Origin of the sequence: Tessaracoccus coleopterorum, assembly GCF_011174705.1 — a bacterium.
Classification (GTDB): Bacteria; Actinomycetota; Actinomycetes; order Propionibacteriales; family Propionibacteriaceae; genus Arachnia; species Arachnia coleopterorum.
In genome coordinates this window covers 1616509-1631617 of sequence record NZ_JAANIJ010000001.1, presented here as the reverse complement: position 1 = coordinate 1631617, position 15109 = coordinate 1616509, and the positions used below count along the sequence as shown (strand labels likewise).

The 15109-nt window shown below is 70.0% G+C and carries 20 protein-coding genes and 7 pseudogenes; 17 read left to right on the top strand and 10 right to left on the bottom strand.

Annotated features, from left to right (window positions below; all coding sequences use genetic code 11):
- Window positions 1-20 precede the first annotated feature (20 nt).
- Complete coding sequence (locus G7085_RS10480; RefSeq protein WP_197510918.1) at window positions 21-782, bottom strand: DUF4282 domain-containing protein; 762 nt, start codon at window positions 780-782, stop codon at window positions 21-23.
- A gap of 81 nt (window positions 783-863) precedes the next feature.
- Between G7085_RS10480 and alr the strand changes: the two are divergent.
- Window positions 864-1834, top strand: a pseudogene (gene alr / locus G7085_RS10475) (alanine racemase).
- On the top strand, window positions 1831-1971 hold the full coding sequence (locus G7085_RS30145) for an alanine racemase C-terminal domain-containing protein (RefSeq protein ID WP_331715607.1): 141 nt from the start codon (window positions 1831-1833) through the stop codon (window positions 1969-1971). Before alr ends, G7085_RS30145 begins: the two are co-directional and overlap by 4 nt.
- Here G7085_RS30145 and G7085_RS10470 read toward each other — a convergent pair.
- Both G7085_RS10470 and G7085_RS10465 read right to left on the bottom strand, forming a co-directional pair.
- On the bottom strand, window positions 1965-2408 hold the full coding sequence (locus G7085_RS10470) for an EcsC family protein (protein ID WP_197510917.1): 444 nt from the start codon (window positions 2406-2408) through the stop codon (window positions 1965-1967). The genes G7085_RS30145 and G7085_RS10470 overlap by 7 nt on opposite strands.
- On the bottom strand, window positions 2405-2650 hold the full coding sequence (locus tag G7085_RS10465) for a hypothetical protein (RefSeq protein WP_197510916.1): 246 nt from the start codon (window positions 2648-2650) through the stop codon (window positions 2405-2407). Before G7085_RS10465 ends, G7085_RS10470 begins: the two co-directional genes overlap by 4 nt.
- A 126-nt stretch (window positions 2651-2776) precedes the next feature.
- Here G7085_RS10465 and aat point away from each other — a divergent pair.
- From aat to G7085_RS10445, 5 genes and pseudogenes are all read left to right on the top strand, one after another.
- Window positions 2777-3516, top strand: a pseudogene (gene aat, locus G7085_RS34765) (leucyl/phenylalanyl-tRNA--protein transferase).
- A gap of 110 nt (window positions 3517-3626) precedes the next feature.
- Window positions 3627-4142, top strand: a pseudogene (locus tag G7085_RS32485) (DNA-formamidopyrimidine glycosylase family protein); the annotation flags it as partial.
- Between the two features lie 158 nt (window positions 4143-4300).
- Window positions 4301-4405 (top strand): hypothetical protein, encoded by a 105-nt coding sequence (locus G7085_RS34760; RefSeq protein ID WP_408647203.1) that lies wholly within the window; start codon window positions 4301-4303, stop codon window positions 4403-4405.
- Between the two features lie 16 nt (window positions 4406-4421).
- Entirely contained in the window at window positions 4422-4871 is a 450-nt protein-coding gene (locus tag G7085_RS10450) for an alpha-amylase family glycosyl hydrolase (RefSeq protein WP_197510915.1), read from the top strand.
- Window positions 4798-5598 (top strand): alpha-amylase family glycosyl hydrolase, encoded by an 801-nt coding sequence (locus G7085_RS10445; RefSeq protein WP_197510914.1) that lies wholly within the window; start codon window positions 4798-4800, stop codon window positions 5596-5598. Before G7085_RS10450 ends, G7085_RS10445 begins: the two co-directional genes overlap by 74 nt.
- 189 nt (window positions 5599-5787) lie before the next feature.
- Here G7085_RS10445 and G7085_RS10440 read toward each other — a convergent pair whose 3' ends face one another.
- The 4 genes from G7085_RS10440 to G7085_RS10425 all read right to left on the bottom strand — a co-directional run bounded on the left by G7085_RS10440 (window position 5788) and on the right by G7085_RS10425 (window position 9043).
- Window positions 5788-6303, bottom strand: coding sequence for an SDR family NAD(P)-dependent oxidoreductase (locus G7085_RS10440; RefSeq protein WP_331715604.1), 516 nt, complete (start codon window positions 6301-6303; stop codon window positions 5788-5790).
- Entirely contained in the window at window positions 6300-7265 is a 966-nt protein-coding gene (locus G7085_RS10435) for a fumarylacetoacetate hydrolase family protein (protein ID WP_331715603.1), read from the bottom strand. The genes G7085_RS10440 and G7085_RS10435 overlap by 4 nt, the downstream gene beginning before the upstream one ends.
- 135 nt (window positions 7266-7400) lie before the next feature.
- A complete protein-coding gene (locus G7085_RS10430) occupies window positions 7401-8303 on the bottom strand; it encodes an SMP-30/gluconolactonase/LRE family protein (protein ID WP_197510912.1) in 903 nt (300 codons plus the stop codon).
- A 104-nt stretch (window positions 8304-8407) separates the two neighbouring features.
- Window positions 8408-9043, bottom strand: coding sequence for a GntR family transcriptional regulator (locus G7085_RS10425; protein WP_197510911.1), 636 nt, complete (start codon window positions 9041-9043; stop codon window positions 8408-8410).
- A gap of 93 nt (window positions 9044-9136) precedes the next feature.
- On the opposite strand from G7085_RS10425, the pseudogene G7085_RS34755 reads away from it, so the two are divergent.
- From G7085_RS34755 to G7085_RS30115, 10 genes and pseudogenes are all read left to right on the top strand, one after another.
- A pseudogene (locus tag G7085_RS34755) lies at window positions 9137-9403 on the top strand (hypothetical protein); the annotation flags it as partial.
- Window positions 9404-9524: 121 nt separating this feature from the next.
- Window positions 9525-9758: pseudogene (locus G7085_RS30135) on the top strand (RraA family protein); the annotation flags it as partial.
- Between the two features lie 86 nt (window positions 9759-9844).
- Window positions 9845-10426: pseudogene (locus G7085_RS10410) on the top strand (SDR family NAD(P)-dependent oxidoreductase); the annotation flags it as partial.
- A gap of 65 nt (window positions 10427-10491) precedes the next feature.
- Window positions 10492-11094 (top strand): annotated as a pseudogene (locus G7085_RS34750) (SDR family oxidoreductase); the annotation flags it as partial.
- 79 nt (window positions 11095-11173) lie between these two features.
- Window positions 11174-11749, top strand: coding sequence for a mannonate dehydratase (locus G7085_RS30125; protein ID WP_269451832.1), 576 nt, complete (start codon window positions 11174-11176; stop codon window positions 11747-11749).
- A gap of 356 nt (window positions 11750-12105) precedes the next feature.
- A complete protein-coding gene (locus G7085_RS10400) occupies window positions 12106-12306 on the top strand; it encodes a hypothetical protein (protein WP_197510908.1) in 201 nt (66 codons plus the stop codon).
- Between the two features lie 204 nt (window positions 12307-12510).
- Entirely contained in the window at window positions 12511-12681 is a 171-nt protein-coding gene (locus G7085_RS10395; RefSeq protein ID WP_197510907.1) for a hypothetical protein, read from the top strand.
- Window positions 12671-13090 (top strand): hypothetical protein, encoded by a 420-nt coding sequence (locus G7085_RS25500; RefSeq protein ID WP_197510906.1) that lies wholly within the window; start codon window positions 12671-12673, stop codon window positions 13088-13090. Before G7085_RS10395 ends, G7085_RS25500 begins: the two co-directional genes overlap by 11 nt.
- Entirely contained in the window at window positions 13065-13607 is a 543-nt protein-coding gene (locus G7085_RS30120; protein WP_331715602.1) for a phosphopyruvate hydratase family protein, read from the top strand. The genes G7085_RS25500 and G7085_RS30120 overlap by 26 nt, the downstream gene beginning before the upstream one ends.
- Complete coding sequence (locus tag G7085_RS30115) at window positions 13514-13939, top strand: enolase-like domain-containing protein (RefSeq protein ID WP_331715969.1); 426 nt, start codon at window positions 13514-13516, stop codon at window positions 13937-13939. Before G7085_RS30120 ends, G7085_RS30115 begins: the two co-directional genes overlap by 94 nt.
- Before the next feature lie 74 nt (window positions 13940-14013).
- On the opposite strand, the gene G7085_RS10375 is transcribed toward G7085_RS30115, so the two are convergent.
- The 3 genes from G7085_RS10375 to G7085_RS10365 all read right to left on the bottom strand — a co-directional run bounded on the left by G7085_RS10375 (window position 14014) and on the right by G7085_RS10365 (window position 15037).
- Complete coding sequence (locus G7085_RS10375; protein WP_197510903.1) at window positions 14014-14304, bottom strand: WXG100 family type VII secretion target; 291 nt, start codon at window positions 14302-14304, stop codon at window positions 14014-14016.
- A gap of 33 nt (window positions 14305-14337) precedes the next feature.
- Window positions 14338-14646, bottom strand: a complete 309-nt coding sequence (locus G7085_RS10370) for a WXG100 family type VII secretion target (protein ID WP_197510902.1) — start codon at window positions 14644-14646, stop codon at window positions 14338-14340.
- A 202-nt stretch (window positions 14647-14848) separates the two neighbouring features.
- Complete coding sequence (locus G7085_RS10365; protein WP_197510901.1) at window positions 14849-15037, bottom strand: hypothetical protein; 189 nt, start codon at window positions 15035-15037, stop codon at window positions 14849-14851.
- Window positions 15038-15109 lie beyond the last annotated feature (72 nt).

The following is a 15109-nucleotide window of genomic DNA, read 5'->3' as shown; positions in this document are numbered from 1 at the left end:
CTGAGCCGCCGTGGGTGGGATCAGGGTGCCTCGGGTGACTCGGTCTTCTTGGCCGGCTTCTCCTCCGCCCTGGTCAGCAGCCTCGTGCCGATCACGCCGATCTCGACCAGCACCCGCAGCACCAGGATCTGGAACAGAGCGGTGGCAAGGCCGCTGACCAGGGACTCGATGACATTGAGCGGGGTCGCGAACCCGGAGCCGAGCAGGTTGATGAACCCGAACAGCCAGCCGACGGCGACGGCGATCGTGCCAACCAGGAAGATCGTGCCTGCGGAGCCGGGCAGCGACAGCTTCTTGAAGCTGAAGTCGAACAGGCCACCCTTGGGCTCGACCGGCCTGGCCGGGAACTGCTGCTGGGCTGGGAGGTACTGGCCCTGCTGCGGCTGGCCCTGCCAGTTCTGCTGCTGATTCCAGTCGGGCTGCGCCGGCTGAGACTGCCAGTCAGCGCCAGGCTGCGGCTGCTGTCCCCAGTCGTGGGTGGAGGCGGCCTGCTGGCCCCAGTCCTGACCGGAAGGCTGCGGCTGGGCCTGCTGCTGGCCCCAGTCCTGAGCGGAGGGCTGCGGCTGGGCCTGCTGCTGTCCCCAGTCGTGGGTCGGGGCGGCCTGCTGTCCCCAGTCCTGCGCCGGTGCACCCTGCTGTCCCCAGTCCTGACCGGAAGGCTGGGGCTGGGCCTGCTGGCCCCAGTCCTGACCGGAAGGCTGCGGCTGGGCCTGCTGACCCCAGTCCTGCTGCGGCGCCCACTCATTGGAGCCCTGACCGCTGTTCCACTGTTGGTTCGACATGGCCGCAAGTCTGCCACGATTTGAGTTCAGGGCTGCCGGGCGTTTTCACTTTCCTACCTGGCCGGGGCCACACTGGGAACCATGCTCACGCGCCTGCATATCGACCTCGATGCGCTGCACCACAACCTCGCCGTCGCACGCGAGTTGGCCGGCGGGAGGATGGTGCTCGCCCCGGTGAAGGCAGACGCATACGGACACGGGCTGGTGCCGGTGGCGCTGAGCATCCAGGAGCGCGGATCGGCGGAATGGCTGGGCGTCGCGCTCGTCGAGGAGGGCCGCCAACTGCGCGCCGCCGGCGTCACCCTGCCGATCCTCAAGTTCTCCCCTCGCTCGCCGAGGAACTGCCCGACGCGATCGCGGCCGACGTCACGCTGTCGGTCGACGACGACGACACCGTCGACCAGGCACAGGCGGCCGCCGCGCTGGCTGGGCGCACGATCGACGTGCACCTGAAGGTGGACACGGGCATGCGACGTGTGGGGATCGACCCGGATGCGGCGGCCCCGCTCGCAGCCAGGATCGATGCCGCGCCCAACCTGCGGCTGCAGGGAATCTTCACCCACCTCCCCGTGAGCGACGTCGACGACGGCGCCGACTACACGGTCGCGGAGCTTGCCCGGTTCTACGCGGTGGTCGATGAGGTCGAGCGGACCCATGGCCCCATCGGGCTGGTGCACGTGGCCAACTCCGGCGCCGTCCTCGGCCACGATCTGGGCCGCAGCAACCTGATCCGGCCAGGCATCATGATCTACGGGTCCTACCCCGACGTCGTCGGAGGGCACCCGGCCGGGCTCCGCGACGTGGCGCGGTGGACGAGCCGGGTCAACTTCGTCAAGCGCATCCGCGCCGGTGAGACCGTCGGTTACGGACGCACCTGGGAGGCGGAGCGCGACACGTGGATCGCGACGGTCGCCATCGGCTACGGCGACGGCTACTCCCGCCGGTTCTCGTCCCGGGGCCGGATGCTGATCGACGGCGTCTCGTACCCCGTGGTGGGGCGTGTGTGCATGGACCAGACGATGCTCGACCTCGGCCCGGCCCCACCACCGTGAGGGTCGGCGACGAGGTCGTGGTGATGGGCACCAGCGGCGACCAGCGGATCGGCGTCGAGGAACTCGCCACCCTGATGGACACGATCACCTATGAGGTGACCTGCCTCATCACGGCGCGTGTGCAGCGCGACTACTGAGGGTCGGTCTCCACGACGGTGCGGGTCAGCCGCGGACGGCGGCTCGTGAACTCCTCCATGGCGTGCATCCCGATCGACCTGGTCGACCAGCCATCGACTGCCGCGCCGACGCCACCGCCGACGATCGGCACCCGCTTGGCCATCCACACGCCGAACCGCTTGCCCGTCATCTGGTTGAGTGCGCGGTCGAGAAGAGCCTTCGAGACCTGACGGTCAAGGCGGGCATCGAAGACCGGCGCCGTCGCCACCACGAGCGGCGACGAGGGCAGCACGCCCTTGGAGACGAGGTCGGCGTTGCCTGCCGGGCCGAGCATCACCATGAGGATGGCGGTGCGGACCCGAGGATCGGTCAGCTCATAGCCGCGCAGGTGCGCGATCCCGGCGACGAGGCGGGCCTGCAGGAAGGTGGCGGCGGCCATGTTGGCGGGAATGGTCACGAGGGAGACGAGGAACCCGCCCAGTTGGTGGCGAAGCCCTGGCCGCTGGCCATGGCGACGTGGGTGGTGAGCATGCGCGAGATCGCAAGCTCGGCGTCATTGCGCTGCACCAGAAGCTGTTTCGCGGCGTGCTTGGCCCCGGGCAGCCTGCCTTTGCCCTCGATCGCGAGTTCGAGGATTTCGTGGATCGCGTTGGCGGTGATGCCCTCAGTGAGGGCGACCGCCTGGTTCTGGGTAGCCATCCGCACCCCTTCCTACGCACTCAAGCGTGACATACGCGACCAAGGAAGGCGAGGGAGTCAGGGCCGGTTGGGGACGGTTCCGGGTGAGCTCCCCGCCGATGTCCCGGACGCTGACAGACTTGGGGCATGCTCGGCACCCTGTTCGGCCGGCCGGAGGACTGGCCGCCGCGTGATCTCATCGGATACTCCGACGAGTTCGATGCTGCCGTCGCGCTGGAGGCCTACCGCTGCGGCGTTTTCCCGATGCCCCTGAACCGGTCGGAGATGGGGTGGTGGTCGCCGGTGCTGCGGGGGTTGCTGCCGGTGCAGGGGCTGCGGGTCACCAGGTCGCTCGGGAAGATGGTGAGGCGGTACCGCACCACCACCGACCTGGAGTTCGGTCGGGTCGTCGGGCGCTGCGCCGACCCCGCACGTGACGGCGCGTGGATCGACTCGCGCATCTCGGCCGCCTACCGTCGCCTCCACGAGCGGGCTGGGCGCACAGCGTCGAGGTGTGGGATGCCGACGGTGAACTGGTCGGCGGGCTGTACGGGGTGCAGGTGGGCGGCCTGTTCGCGGGCGAGTCGATGTTCCACGACCCGGAGCGTGGCAGGGACGCGTCGAAGGTCGCGCTGGTGCGGCTCGTGCTGGAACTCGAGGCGTCCGGGGTGGAGCTGCTCGACGTGCAGTGGCTCACCGAGCACCTCGGGACGCTGGGGCCTACGAGGTGCCGCGCGAGGAGTACCTGCGGCGGCTGTCGCTGGTGTTGGAGCGACCCACGCGTGGCTGGTCCGACCGCGGTCGCCTCCCGGGGCCGAGCTGCTGAGCGCCTGGCGCGGCATGCGCGACCGGCACGCGACGGCGGGCCGCCTCGGGCGGGCGGCTGAGCGGTAGCGTGTGCGTGAGGAGGAACCATGCCGGAGATGCCTGAGGTGGCAGCGCTCGCCACCACCCTCGACGGGCGCCTGCGGGCCGGGCGATCGCGTCGGGGCACCTGGTGTCCTTCTCCGCGCTCAAGACGTTCCGGATCCCACTGGATGCGCTCGCGGGGCTCGAGATCGACGGCGTGGCCAGGCATGGCAAGTTCATCGACATCGGGGCGCAGGGCATCCACCTGATCTTCCACCTGGCCCGTGCCGGGTGGGTGCAGTGGCACCAGGTCGCCCCGACGGTGCCCGCGCGACCAGGGAAGTCGGGGCTCGCGCTGCGGGTCGTGCTCGACGACGGGTCGGGCTTCAGTCTCACCGAGGCCGGCACCCAGAAACACCTCGCCGTCTACGTGGTAGACGACCCACAGGAGGTGCCCGGGATCGCGGCGCTCGGGCCCGACCCGATGGCCGAGGGTTTCACCGCCGCCGACCTCGGCCGCGTCCTCGCCGAGGCGGGGAGGGCGCAGTTGAAGGGTGTGCTGCGCGATCAGCGCCGGCTCGCCGGGATCGGCAACGCCTACTCCGACGAGATCCTGCACGCCGCCCGGCTGAGCCCGTTCAAGCCCGCCGACGGGCTCGACGGGGACGGGGTGGCCGACCTGTTCGGCCGGCTCCGTGAGGTGCTCGGTCAGGCGATCGACGCGGCGTCCGGGGTGCCGATCGACAAGCTGAAGGACGCAAAGCGCTCCGGCATGCGCGTGCACGGCCGCGCGGGGAGCCGTGCGACGAGTGTGGCACCACCATCGCGGAGGTTTCGTTCGCCGACTCGTCGCTTCAGTACTGCCCGGGTTGCCAGACCGGCGGGAAGCCGCTGGCCGACCGTCGGATGTCGAAGTTGCTGAAGTAGCCCTAGGCTCATGGGCATGCTCGAGTACGACATCTGGTGGCAGGTCTATCCACTCGGCGCGCTCGGTGCCCCGCTCCGCGGTGACCACGGGGAGCCGGCCCACCGGCTCCGCCGCCTCGAGGCGTGGCTCGACTACGTCGTCGAACTCGGCTGCAACGGCCTCCTCCTGAACCCGATCTTCGCGTCCGTCAGCCACGGCTACGACACGCTGGACCACTACCGGATCGATCCGCGCCTGGGCGACGACGCCGACTTCGACCACCTGATCGCACAGTGCGGTGCGCGTGGGTTGGGTGTCGTGCTGGACGGCGTCTTCAACCACGTTGCCAGGAGCCACCCCCTCGTCACGGAGCGACCTGATCTGATCGCCATGGACGGCGACCGGCCCGCGGGTGGGAGGGCCACGACGACCTCGTCGAGCTCGACCACTCCAACCCCGCCGTGGCCGACCTCGTCGTCGACGTGATGCTGCACTGGCTGCGGAAGGGGCCGCCGGGTGGCGGCTCGACGTCGCATACGCCGTCCCGACGGCGTTCTGGCGTGATGTCGCCGCGCGGGTCCGCGCCGAGTTCCCCGATGTGGTCTTCGTCGGCGAGGTCATCCATGGTGACTACGCGGGCTTCGTCTCCGGGTCGACGCTCACCACCGTCACGCAGTACGAGCTGTGGAAGGCGATCTGGTCGTCGCTGAAGGAGGAGAATCTCTGGGAGTTGGCCCACGCCATCGACCGGCACGCCGACTTCTGCCGCTCGTTCCTCCCGCAGACCTTCGTCGGCAACCACGACGTCAGCCGCATCGCCACGCTCGTGGGCCCCGACCTCGCGGGCATCGCCGCCTTCCTCCTCATGACGCTCCCCGGCGTGCCCAGCGTCTACTACGGCGACGAGCAGGGCTTCACCGGCACCAAGCGCGACCAGTTCGCCGGCGACGATGAGGTGCGGCCCCCGCTGCCCGACTCGCCCGGGGCTCTCAGCCCGTTCGGCTCCCGGCTGCACGCGGCCTACCGTCGGGCGATCGGCTTCCGCCGCAGGCACGCCTGGCTGGCCACCGCCGAGGTCGAGGTGCTGCACCGCGACAACCGCGCCCTGTTCTACCGCTGTACCTCCGGCTCGCGCTGGTGTGAGGTGCGCGTCGACCTCGACCGCGCCTCGATCGCCGTGGTCGCCGACGACGAGGCCGTCAGCCTGCGCTGACCACCCGCTGAGCGCCGGCTCGCCGCCGGTGCGCGATCCAACGGCCCGCCGGGGCCGGGTGAGCGTTTGTGACCGGGTGAGCGAAGCGGTGTCGTCGTCGCTCACGGGCCGCCGTCGTGGTGCGCGCCTGAGACGGGGGACAGGTGAGGGGGTGGGCCTTGGCCCACCCCCTCACCCGCGTCTCTGGCCTCAGTGCGCCACGTAGAGCGACTCGATACCCGCGTCCACCGACAGCGCCACTCCGTTCGTCGAGGCCGACCGCGGGCCGGCCAGGTAGGCGACCGCCTCGGCCACCTCCTCGGCCGAGATCAACCGGTGGTGGGGCTGCCTCGCCTCCAGCGCCTCCCGCGCCGCCGCCGGGTCGACCGAGTCGCCGAGCAGGCGGCCGATCCACGGGGTCTCCGTGGTGCCCGGGCACACGGCGTTGAAGCGCACGCCGTCGGCCAGGTGGTCGACGGCCATGGCGCGGGTCATGGACAGCACCGCGCCCTTACTCGCCGTGTAGAGCACCCGGTTCGGGAAGCCCGTCAGGGCCACCGCCGACGACACGTTGACGACGCTCGCCGCAGGCGAGGCGATCAGGTGGGGAAGGCACGCCTTGACCACGTTGGCCATGCCGATCACGTTGATGCCCAGGACGCGCTGCCACTCCTCCACGTCGTTCTCGAGCACGGTTCCCGCAGCGCCGATCCCGGCCGAGTTCACGAGGATGTCGATCCGGCCCCACCGCGAGACGACCGCGGCGACGGCGGCCCCACCGCCGCCACGTCGCTCACGTCGGCCTCGAGGCACAGCGCCGGCGACGCCCCGGCGGAGACATCCCGGTCGATCACAGCCACGTCGGCCCGAGTTCCTGCAGCCGGGCGGCGCACGCGGCGCCGATCCCCGACATGCCGCCGGTGACCACGGCCACGAGGCCGTCGAAGCGCGGATCGCTCATCGCAGCGTCCCGTCTGCGACGACGACCTGACGCTGTCGCCCCAGGCCTCGATGTCGATCTCCATCACATCGCCGACGCCCAGGTACGGGAAGCGGCCCGAGAGGGCAACGCCCTCCGGTGTGCCGGTGAGGATGACGTCTCCAGGCTCGAGGACGGTGTAGGTGCTGAGGTCACGGACGATCGTGTCGATGTCGAAGATCAGGTCGGCGGTGGTCGAGTCCTGGCGGGGCTCGCCGTTCACCCACGACCGCAACCGCAGGTCCGACGGGTCGAGGTCGGCCGTCGGGACCAGCACCGGGCCCAGCGGAAGGAAGCCCGGGCCGCTCTTTCCCTTGGACCATTGACCGCCCGACTCCTCCAACTGCCAGGCGCGCTCCGAGATGTCGTTGGCGACGGCATAGCCGGCGATCACGCCCCGCGCGTCGTCGTCGGGTCCGAGGTTCCAGGCGCGTCGACCGACCACGAGGGCCAACTCGACCTCCCAGTCGAGCTTCTGCGCCCCGCGCGATGCGGGGAAGTCGTCATCCGGGCCGGCGAGCGTGTGGGACGGTTTCATGAACACCACGATCCGCTCCGGCGGCTCCGACCCACCCTCCCGGGCATGCGCGGCATAGTTCATGCCGATGCAGTAGACCGACCCGGGGCGGGCGACCGGGGCCCCGACGCGCAGCGCGGCGGCACCCTCGAGGTCGGTGAGTTCCCCCAACCGGGCTGTCACCGTGCCCACCGGGTCGTCCGCCAGGAAGTCACCGGTGATGTCGGGAGTGATCGGGCGCAGGTCGAGGGTGCGGCCGTCGACGACGGCGACCGGGATCTCACGGCCGAGGGGCCGAGGCGTTGGAACTGCATTGTTGTCCTTTCGTTAGGTGACAGCGGTGTCGGTCGGGAGTGGAGGCTGCGTCGTGCCCGGGTCAGCCCTTGAACAGGGCGACTGCGAGCCCGGCGGTGCCGTGCCCGGTGATCTCGAGGAGGGACCCGGCGATCGGATCGGTCTCCGGGTCGAGGCCCACGCCGGCGGTGGTGACCAGGAGGGTGTCGAGGTCGTCGCCCACGAAGGCACACGACGTGGTCTGAGGGGTGTCGAACCGGATGCTCCGCACCACGTCGCCGTCGGGGGTGATCTCGTGCACGACGCCCCGCCGTACTCGGCGAGCCAGATGTGGCCGTCCCGGTCGACGCAGAGGCCGTCCGGGTAGTCGGCGAAGCCCTCCGCGACGACCGACGGCCCGCTCAGGATGTTGGACGTGACGGGGTCGAACCCGTAGCTGAGGAGCTGGCGGGCCTGGGTCTCGGCCAGATACATCGTGGTGCCGTCAGGGCTCCAACCGATCCCGTTGGGCTGCGTCAGGCCGTCGAGCACCAGCTCGGCGGACAGGTTCTCGTCCAGCCGCCAGAGCCCGCCCTTTCCCTCGCTGAAGTCCATGGCGCAGGCCCCGGCCCAGTAGCGCCCGGCCGGATCGACCTTCGCGTCGTTCATCCGGAGCGGCGGCGTCAGCACGTCGACCCATGAGGTGACCTCGCCGGTGGCGTCGAGCAGCGCGAAGCCGGACTCGACGGCCAGCACCAGCCCGCCGCCGACGCGCGGGGCGGCGGCCCCGACCATCTCTGGATAGTCGATCACGGTGGTGTCGCCGCCGATCGTGGTGCGCAGCGCCTGTTTACCGATGATGTCCACCCAGACGACGGTGCGGCTCTCCGGGTCCCAGTACGGACCCTCTCCGCATTGTGTGTGACGAGGTACGACGACGTTGACGTGTTCGGTCACTTTCATTTCTCCTGAACGTGTGGAGGATCAGTCGGTGAAGAAGCTCGGATGGCTCTCGCGGAGCCGGGTGGTATCGGAGAGGATGCGCGTCGCGTGCTCGTCGATCAGGGCGGTGCCCTCGGCAGGTCGCGATCGGCGAGGGCGTCGACGAGGGCCTGGTGCTCGGCCAGCAGGTCCTCACTGGACAGGGCGGCATCCAGATGGAGGCGCCGGAGCCTGTCGAGCTGCATCTTCGTTCCGCGCACCACGTCCCAGAGGCGGGGCACACCCGCGAGGATGAACACCGCCTGATGGATCAGCTCGTCGGTCTCGAAGAACCGCTCCGCGTCGCCCTCGGCCGCGGCGGCCGCGTTGGCATTGACGTGGCCCTGGATCTCGGAGACGTCAGGGCGGACGTCACGGATGGCGTAGGTGAAGGCGCTGGTCTCCAACGCCCGACGGATGAAGACGGCCTCGTCGACCTCGCGCAGTGAGATGGGCGCGATCCGGCTCCCCACCTGAGGAACCACCGAGACGAGCCCCAGATCCACCAGGCGGGTGATCGCCTCGCGGACGGGCGAGCGGCTCACCTGGAGCGAGGCGGCGATCGCGGGCTCCGAAATGGGGGAGCCGGGTGGGAGCCGCAGATTGCGGATCGACTCGCTGAGCGACTCGAACACCGCGTCGGAGATCCGGTAGCGCGACTTCGGGCTGGCAAGGGGTTGCAGCGATGACAGGGTTGCCTGCGGTGTGTCCAGCATCGACCTGCCCTCCTCTCGTCGACTCTTGAAACTAGTATACAAGTATGTCACGATTGTGGTGGCTAGTCGAGTTCCAGCAACGAAGCGAGGATCATGGGTCAACATACCGACGAGGAACTCCTCCAACTCATGAGGACGTCGCTGTACACGCCTGTCGTGGGCGACATCCTCGACCGGCTCGGACGGACGCACCAGTTCCTCCCGCCGGCCGTCCGCCCGCTGCGCCCGGAGATGAAGCTCGCAGGCAGGGCGATGCCCGTCCTCGTCGCGGACGTGTACGGCCCGCAGGAGAAGCCCTTCGGGTACCTCACCGAGGCCCTCGACCAACTCCGTCCCGGCGAGGTGTGGGTGGGTACCCGCGTGGTGCAGCCGGTGGCGATGTGGGGCGAGATCCTCACCACGACGGCCCAGCAGCGGGGGCGGTCGGTGCCGTCGTCGACGGCTACCATCGCGACACCCCCAGACCCTCGCGCGCGACTTCCCCGTCTTCAGCTGGGGCGGCTACGCGCAGGACTCGTCCGTGCGCACGGTGGTCCGAGAGTTCCGCGTGCCCGTCGAGGTCGGTGGCGTCCGCATCGCGCCGGGCGACCTGATCTTCGGTGACGTCGACGGCGTGCTCGTGATCCCGCAGGAACTCGAGGACGAGGTGATCGGGCCGCCCTTGAGAAGGCGGGAACGGAGAACCTCGTCGCCGCGGCCATCGCCGGCGGGATGAGCGCCACCGAGGCATTCGCACGCTTCGGCGTGCTCTGACCAGGACACCAACAACTCGTTCAGAACAACCAAGGAGAACCGGAGAACATGGGCAGGCACACCGGAAAGGTCGTCATCGTCACAGGCGGTTCGGCAGGAATCGGTCGGGGAGTGGTGGAGGCCTTCGCGGCCGACGGCGCCTCGGTCGTCATCCATGGGCTCAGCCGGGAGGAGGTCGACCAGGGCGTCGCACGGATCATCGCGGACGGTGGTGCGGCCGTCGGGGTGGCAGGAGAGGTGTCGCTCGAGGAGACGCACACCGCGCTGGTCGAGGCTGCCATGTCGGCCTTCGGACGCATCGACCACCTCGTCACGTCGGCAGGGATCCAGACCTACGGCGACGCAGCCGAGACGACGCCCGCCGATTTCGACCGCGTCTTCGCGGTCAACGTACGTGGTGTCTTCCTGGCGGTGCATGCGGCCATCGCGGAGATTCGACGCAACGCCGGTACGATCTCGCTGATCTCGTCCGCCCAGGGCGTCGCCACCCAGAACAACGTGGTGGGCTACACCTCCACCAAGGGTGCCCTCAACGCGATGGCCCGCGCTCTCGCGGTCGACGAGGCCGCCTACGGGGTCCGGGTCAACGCGGTGCTGCCCGGATCGGTGGACACCCCGATGCTGCGCGCCGCGGCGCGTGACTGGTCCGACGGCACCGACGCCGGAGAAGAGGGGTCATCGCCGAGTGGGGCAGGATGCACCCGCTCGGCCGTGTGGGCCGCCCCTCCGAGCTCGGAAGCACCTGCTCGTTCCTGGCCAGCTCGGAGGCCAGCTTCATCACCGGTGCGGAGATCCGCGTCGACGGCGGCCTGCTGGCGCGTACCGCGGCCGCTCTCCCGAGAAGCCCTGACCCGACGACTACAGAAGGTGTGACCATGCTCCAACTCAGCGAGTTCCTTCCCCCGCGACCGTCCCGCAACTGGAAGCTCATCCGACAGGTCGGTGTCGACAACGTCGTCGGAGTCCTGAACGGAGGTGAACAGGACACGCGGATGTTCGCCTCGGTGGGCAGCGCCGGCTGGAAGATCGATGACCGCTCGGAGGTGCCGTGGAGCCTCGCTGCGCTGCGCAGGAACAAGGAGATCTACGAGGAGTGGGGCTTCAAGCTGATCGCCACCGAGGACACCGCGCCGATGGACCGCACCCGCCTCGGGCTCCCCGGCCGCGACGAGGAGATCGAGCAGTTCATCGAGCAGATCCGGGCGCTCGGGGTGCTCGGGGTGCCGACCATGGCCTACAACTGGATGGCGCTCAGCAGTTGGGGTCGCACCTCGACCGCGCTCGAGGACCGCGGCGGCGCCCTCGTCACGGGCTACAACCGTTCCGTCGCGCAGGCGCGCGAACCACTGCTCCCGAGGGCGAGGTCACCCGGAGGAGATGTGGGACGCGCTCGCGTACTTCCTGAAGGCCGTCGTCCCGGAGGCCGAGAAGGCCGGCGTCCGCCTGGCCCTGCATCCCGACGACCCGCCCCAGCCGTTCGACCGTGGCGTTCCGCGCATCATGGGCTCGGTCGCGAACTACCGCCGCATGCTCGACATCGTCGCGTCCGACTACAACGGCATGACGTTCTGCCAGGGCAACTTCGCGCTGATGCCGGAGGTGCTCGCGGGAGAGACCAGCATCCCGGACCTGATCCGTGAGTTCGGCACGGCCAAGATCCCGTTCGTGCACTTCCGCGACGTGAGGGGCACCGTCGAGGAGTTCCGCGAGACGTTCCACGACGCGGGTCAGACCGACATGGCCGCCTGCCTCGAGGCGTACCACGAGATCGGGTTCGGCGGCGCGATGCGCCCCGACCACGTGCCGACCCTCGAGGGTGAGTCGAACGACGCGCCCGGCTACGAGATGCTCGGCCGCCTCTTCGCCATCGGCTACATCCGTGGCCTCGAGCACGCGGCCTACGGCCATCCCGCCCGCAGGGACGACAGGTGGACGACGACCGCGCCATCCTGACCCGCATGGGGCTCCTCCGTGAGGGGAGGAGCCGGAGCTGACGCCCCTGACCGGAGGGGTGTCCTCCGACATCCGGCTGGTCAGGGTGGGCGACCGGGCCTTCGTGCTCAAACGTGCCCTCGGCCGGTTGCGGGTCGAGGCGGAATGGCACGCCCCCTCGAGCGGGGCGCGGCGGAGGCGCGGTGGCTGCGCTACGTCGCCACCGTGGTGCCTGAGGCGGTTCCTGCGGTGCTCGCGACGGACGCCGAGACCTTCGCGGTCGCGCTCGACTACCTCCCACCCGGAGACTTCCCGAACTGGAAGGAGCAACTGCTGGCGGCCTCGTCGACGTCGGCTTCGCCGCCTCCGTCGGCCGCATGCTGGGACGCATCCACGCCGCGAGTGCCGCGACCCCCGGGTTGGCGGCGGGGTTCGCCAACCAGGCCCAGTTCGAGTCGCTCCGGATCGAGCCCTACCTGCGCAGGACGGCGCTGGCCGTCCCCGAGGTGGCCGATGCCATCGCCGACGTCATCGGGATGCTCGGAGCGAACCCCGCGCGCTCGTCCACGGTGACGTGAGCCCGAAGAACATCCTCGTGGGCGCCTCCTCGCCCGTTCTCCTGGACGCGGAGTGCGCCACCTGGGCGACCCGCCTTCGACGTCGCCTTCTGCCTGAACCACCTGGAACTCAAGGCCGTCCACCTCCCGCCGCACGCGGCGAACCTCGCCCGGGCGGCCGGTGCCCTGCGCCGTGCCTACCTCGATCTGGTCGACTGGGAACCGGTGGCGGAGCTCGACGAACGCATCTCCCGGTGCCTCCCCGCGCTGCAGCTCGCGCGCGTCGCGGGCGCCTCACCGGCCGAGTATCTGACCCGGCCGAGCGCCGGATGGTCCGCGACCGGGCCGTCTCGGAGCTCGTCACACACCGACACCCACGGAAGCAGTGAGAAATGACCGACACCATCGCAGACATCCGCGCCAGGGAGGTCTGGGACTCCAGAGGACTGCCCACCATCGAGGCCGAGGTGGTGACGATCGGTGGGGCCGTGGGGCGCGCGATCGCCCCGCAGGGGCCTCCACCGGCCGCCGCGAGGCGATCGAACTGCGTGACGGCGGCAGGCGGATGGGCGGCCTCGGCGTGCGTGAGGCGGTGCGGAAGGTGGCTGAGACCCTTGCCCCCGCGCTGCGTGGGATGCCGGTCACCGACCAGGAGGCCATCGACGCGATCCTCGACGCCGCCGATCCCGACCCGCAACGCTCGGGCATCGGAGGCAACACCACGACGGCGGTGTCGATGGCTGTGGCCCACGCGGGGCCGCCTCGCTCGGCCTGCCGCTGTGGGCCCGGCTCGGGCAGCCCCTGACCCACATCCCGCGTCCCCAGATCCAGATCATGGGGGCGGCGCGCACGCCGCCCACCGCGTCGCCGTGCAGGACTTCATGGTCTATCCCATCGCAGCGACCACCATCGCGGACGCGCTGAGCCACGTGGCCGAGGTGTATCTGGCCGTCGGCGACGTGATGCTCCGCCGCGGCGAACCCCGCGGGGTCGCCGACGAGGGCGGGCACTGGCCCGAGGTCGCAGGCACCCGCGACGCGCTGCAGGTGCTGGTCGACGGCATGGAACTCGCGGGTCTCAGGCCCGGCGTCGACATCGCCATCGCCCTCGACATCGCGGCCACCCAGTTCCTGGTCGACGGCGCCTACCGGATCGCGGGAACCGGGTACCCGACCGGGAGTGGATCGGCGAACTGCGCGGCCTGTGCGAGGACTTCCCGGTCGCCACGATCGAGGACCCGGCCGGCGAGGACGATCCGGAGGGCATGGCACTGGCCGTGTCGACCGTTCCCGCGGTCGTCGTCGGCGACGACTACCTGGTGACCGATGCGGGGCGGGTGCGGTCCGCCGCGGCCGCGCGCGAGGTGGAGGCGTCGCTGATCAAGGTGAATCAGGCGGGCACCGTCAGCGCCGCCGCGGCCGCGGTGCGCGCCTCCCGCGAGGCGGGCCTCGGCGTCATCGTGTCGGCCCGGTCGGGCGAGACGGAGGACGTGACGGTCGCGCACCTCGCCTCGGGATGGGCGCCGACATCGTCAAGGTCGGCTCCATCGCACGCGGCGAACGCACCGCGAAGTGGAACGAGCTCATCCGCATCGACGAGGCCTGCGGGGCCTACCGCTCGCGGCCCGCTGCGGGCCGCACCGCGGGCCACCTGATCCGCGAAGGAACCCGCGCAACAGCAGTGGGGCCCGGCATCGCCGGACCCCACTGCTGTTGCGCTTGGAACCGGTCAGCCCCAGATGCCCGCGTTGCGGGACTCGGTGGCGTTGTAGCCGTCTGCGATGTTGCCGAGGAGGACGGGCATGCGCTGCACGATGTCCTGCTGCTTGGCGGCCGAGGCGTCCCACGAACGCTGCACCTCGACGTAGGCGTTACGGGCGTTGTCCTCCCACGCGCCCAGCGAGGTCGACAGCTCAGCCTTGAGGTCCTCGAGAAGGGTGGTGAGTTCCTTGTGGGCGGCGGAGAGGTTGCTGATGCCCTCCTGCAGGCCGCCGACGGAGTAAGTGGTTGAATCGCTCATTGGTGTCTCCTATCGAATCAGAAAGTGACTGGGTCAGCCGATGAGGCCGGCGATCTGGTTTGCGGTGGCCTGGTTCTCTTCCTCACGCGACCCGTACTCACGGAGCGTCTCAACGAGGGAGGTGTGGATCTTGTCCAGGCCCTGCTTGACCTTCTCGAACTCCGTGTCGAACTGCTGGTAGCCCTGCTGGAACGCGGTCGAGGCGTTGCCGTGCCAGCGCGAGGAGAGGTCGATCATCTGGCCCTGGAGGCGGCTCTGCAGCTGGTGGATCTGCTGGTGCTTGGTCTCGATCTGCTGCGTGGCCTTCTGCATAGCAGCGCGGTCAACGGACTTATCGCCCATGGTTCCATTCCCTTCGACGGTGAGTCCGTTCGGGACTCATTGGTAGCAACTCGGGCGAGAGGATCGCGCTTGCTGCTGTGCTGTCGGGCAAAACACTAGGCGGAGGTCGGGTCAGTTCCCAGCGGCCCGCCGTTTTCGAGTAGCAGTACCTAGAGGGCCGGTTGGGCGACGCTCATCTGCGCCTAGTCGCCGGTCCTGACGATCATGTCGGCCGACAGTGCGCTACCGGTGTTGGCCAGGCCGGGTGGAAGCAGGTTGATGAGGCCACCCGGCACCGGGATCGGCTTGACCCGCCGTAGCCCAGCGCCCGGCGGGCACCCGTCGTCGGGATGGCGTAGCTCCGGCCGTTCAGCAGCAATGTGGTGGCGCCCTCGTCGGTGACCGCGTCCATGTTGCGTAGCAGGGCCCCGCTGAGCGGGGCAGCGTCACGAGGTCGACGTACTGTCCCAGCGGTGCGTTCGCG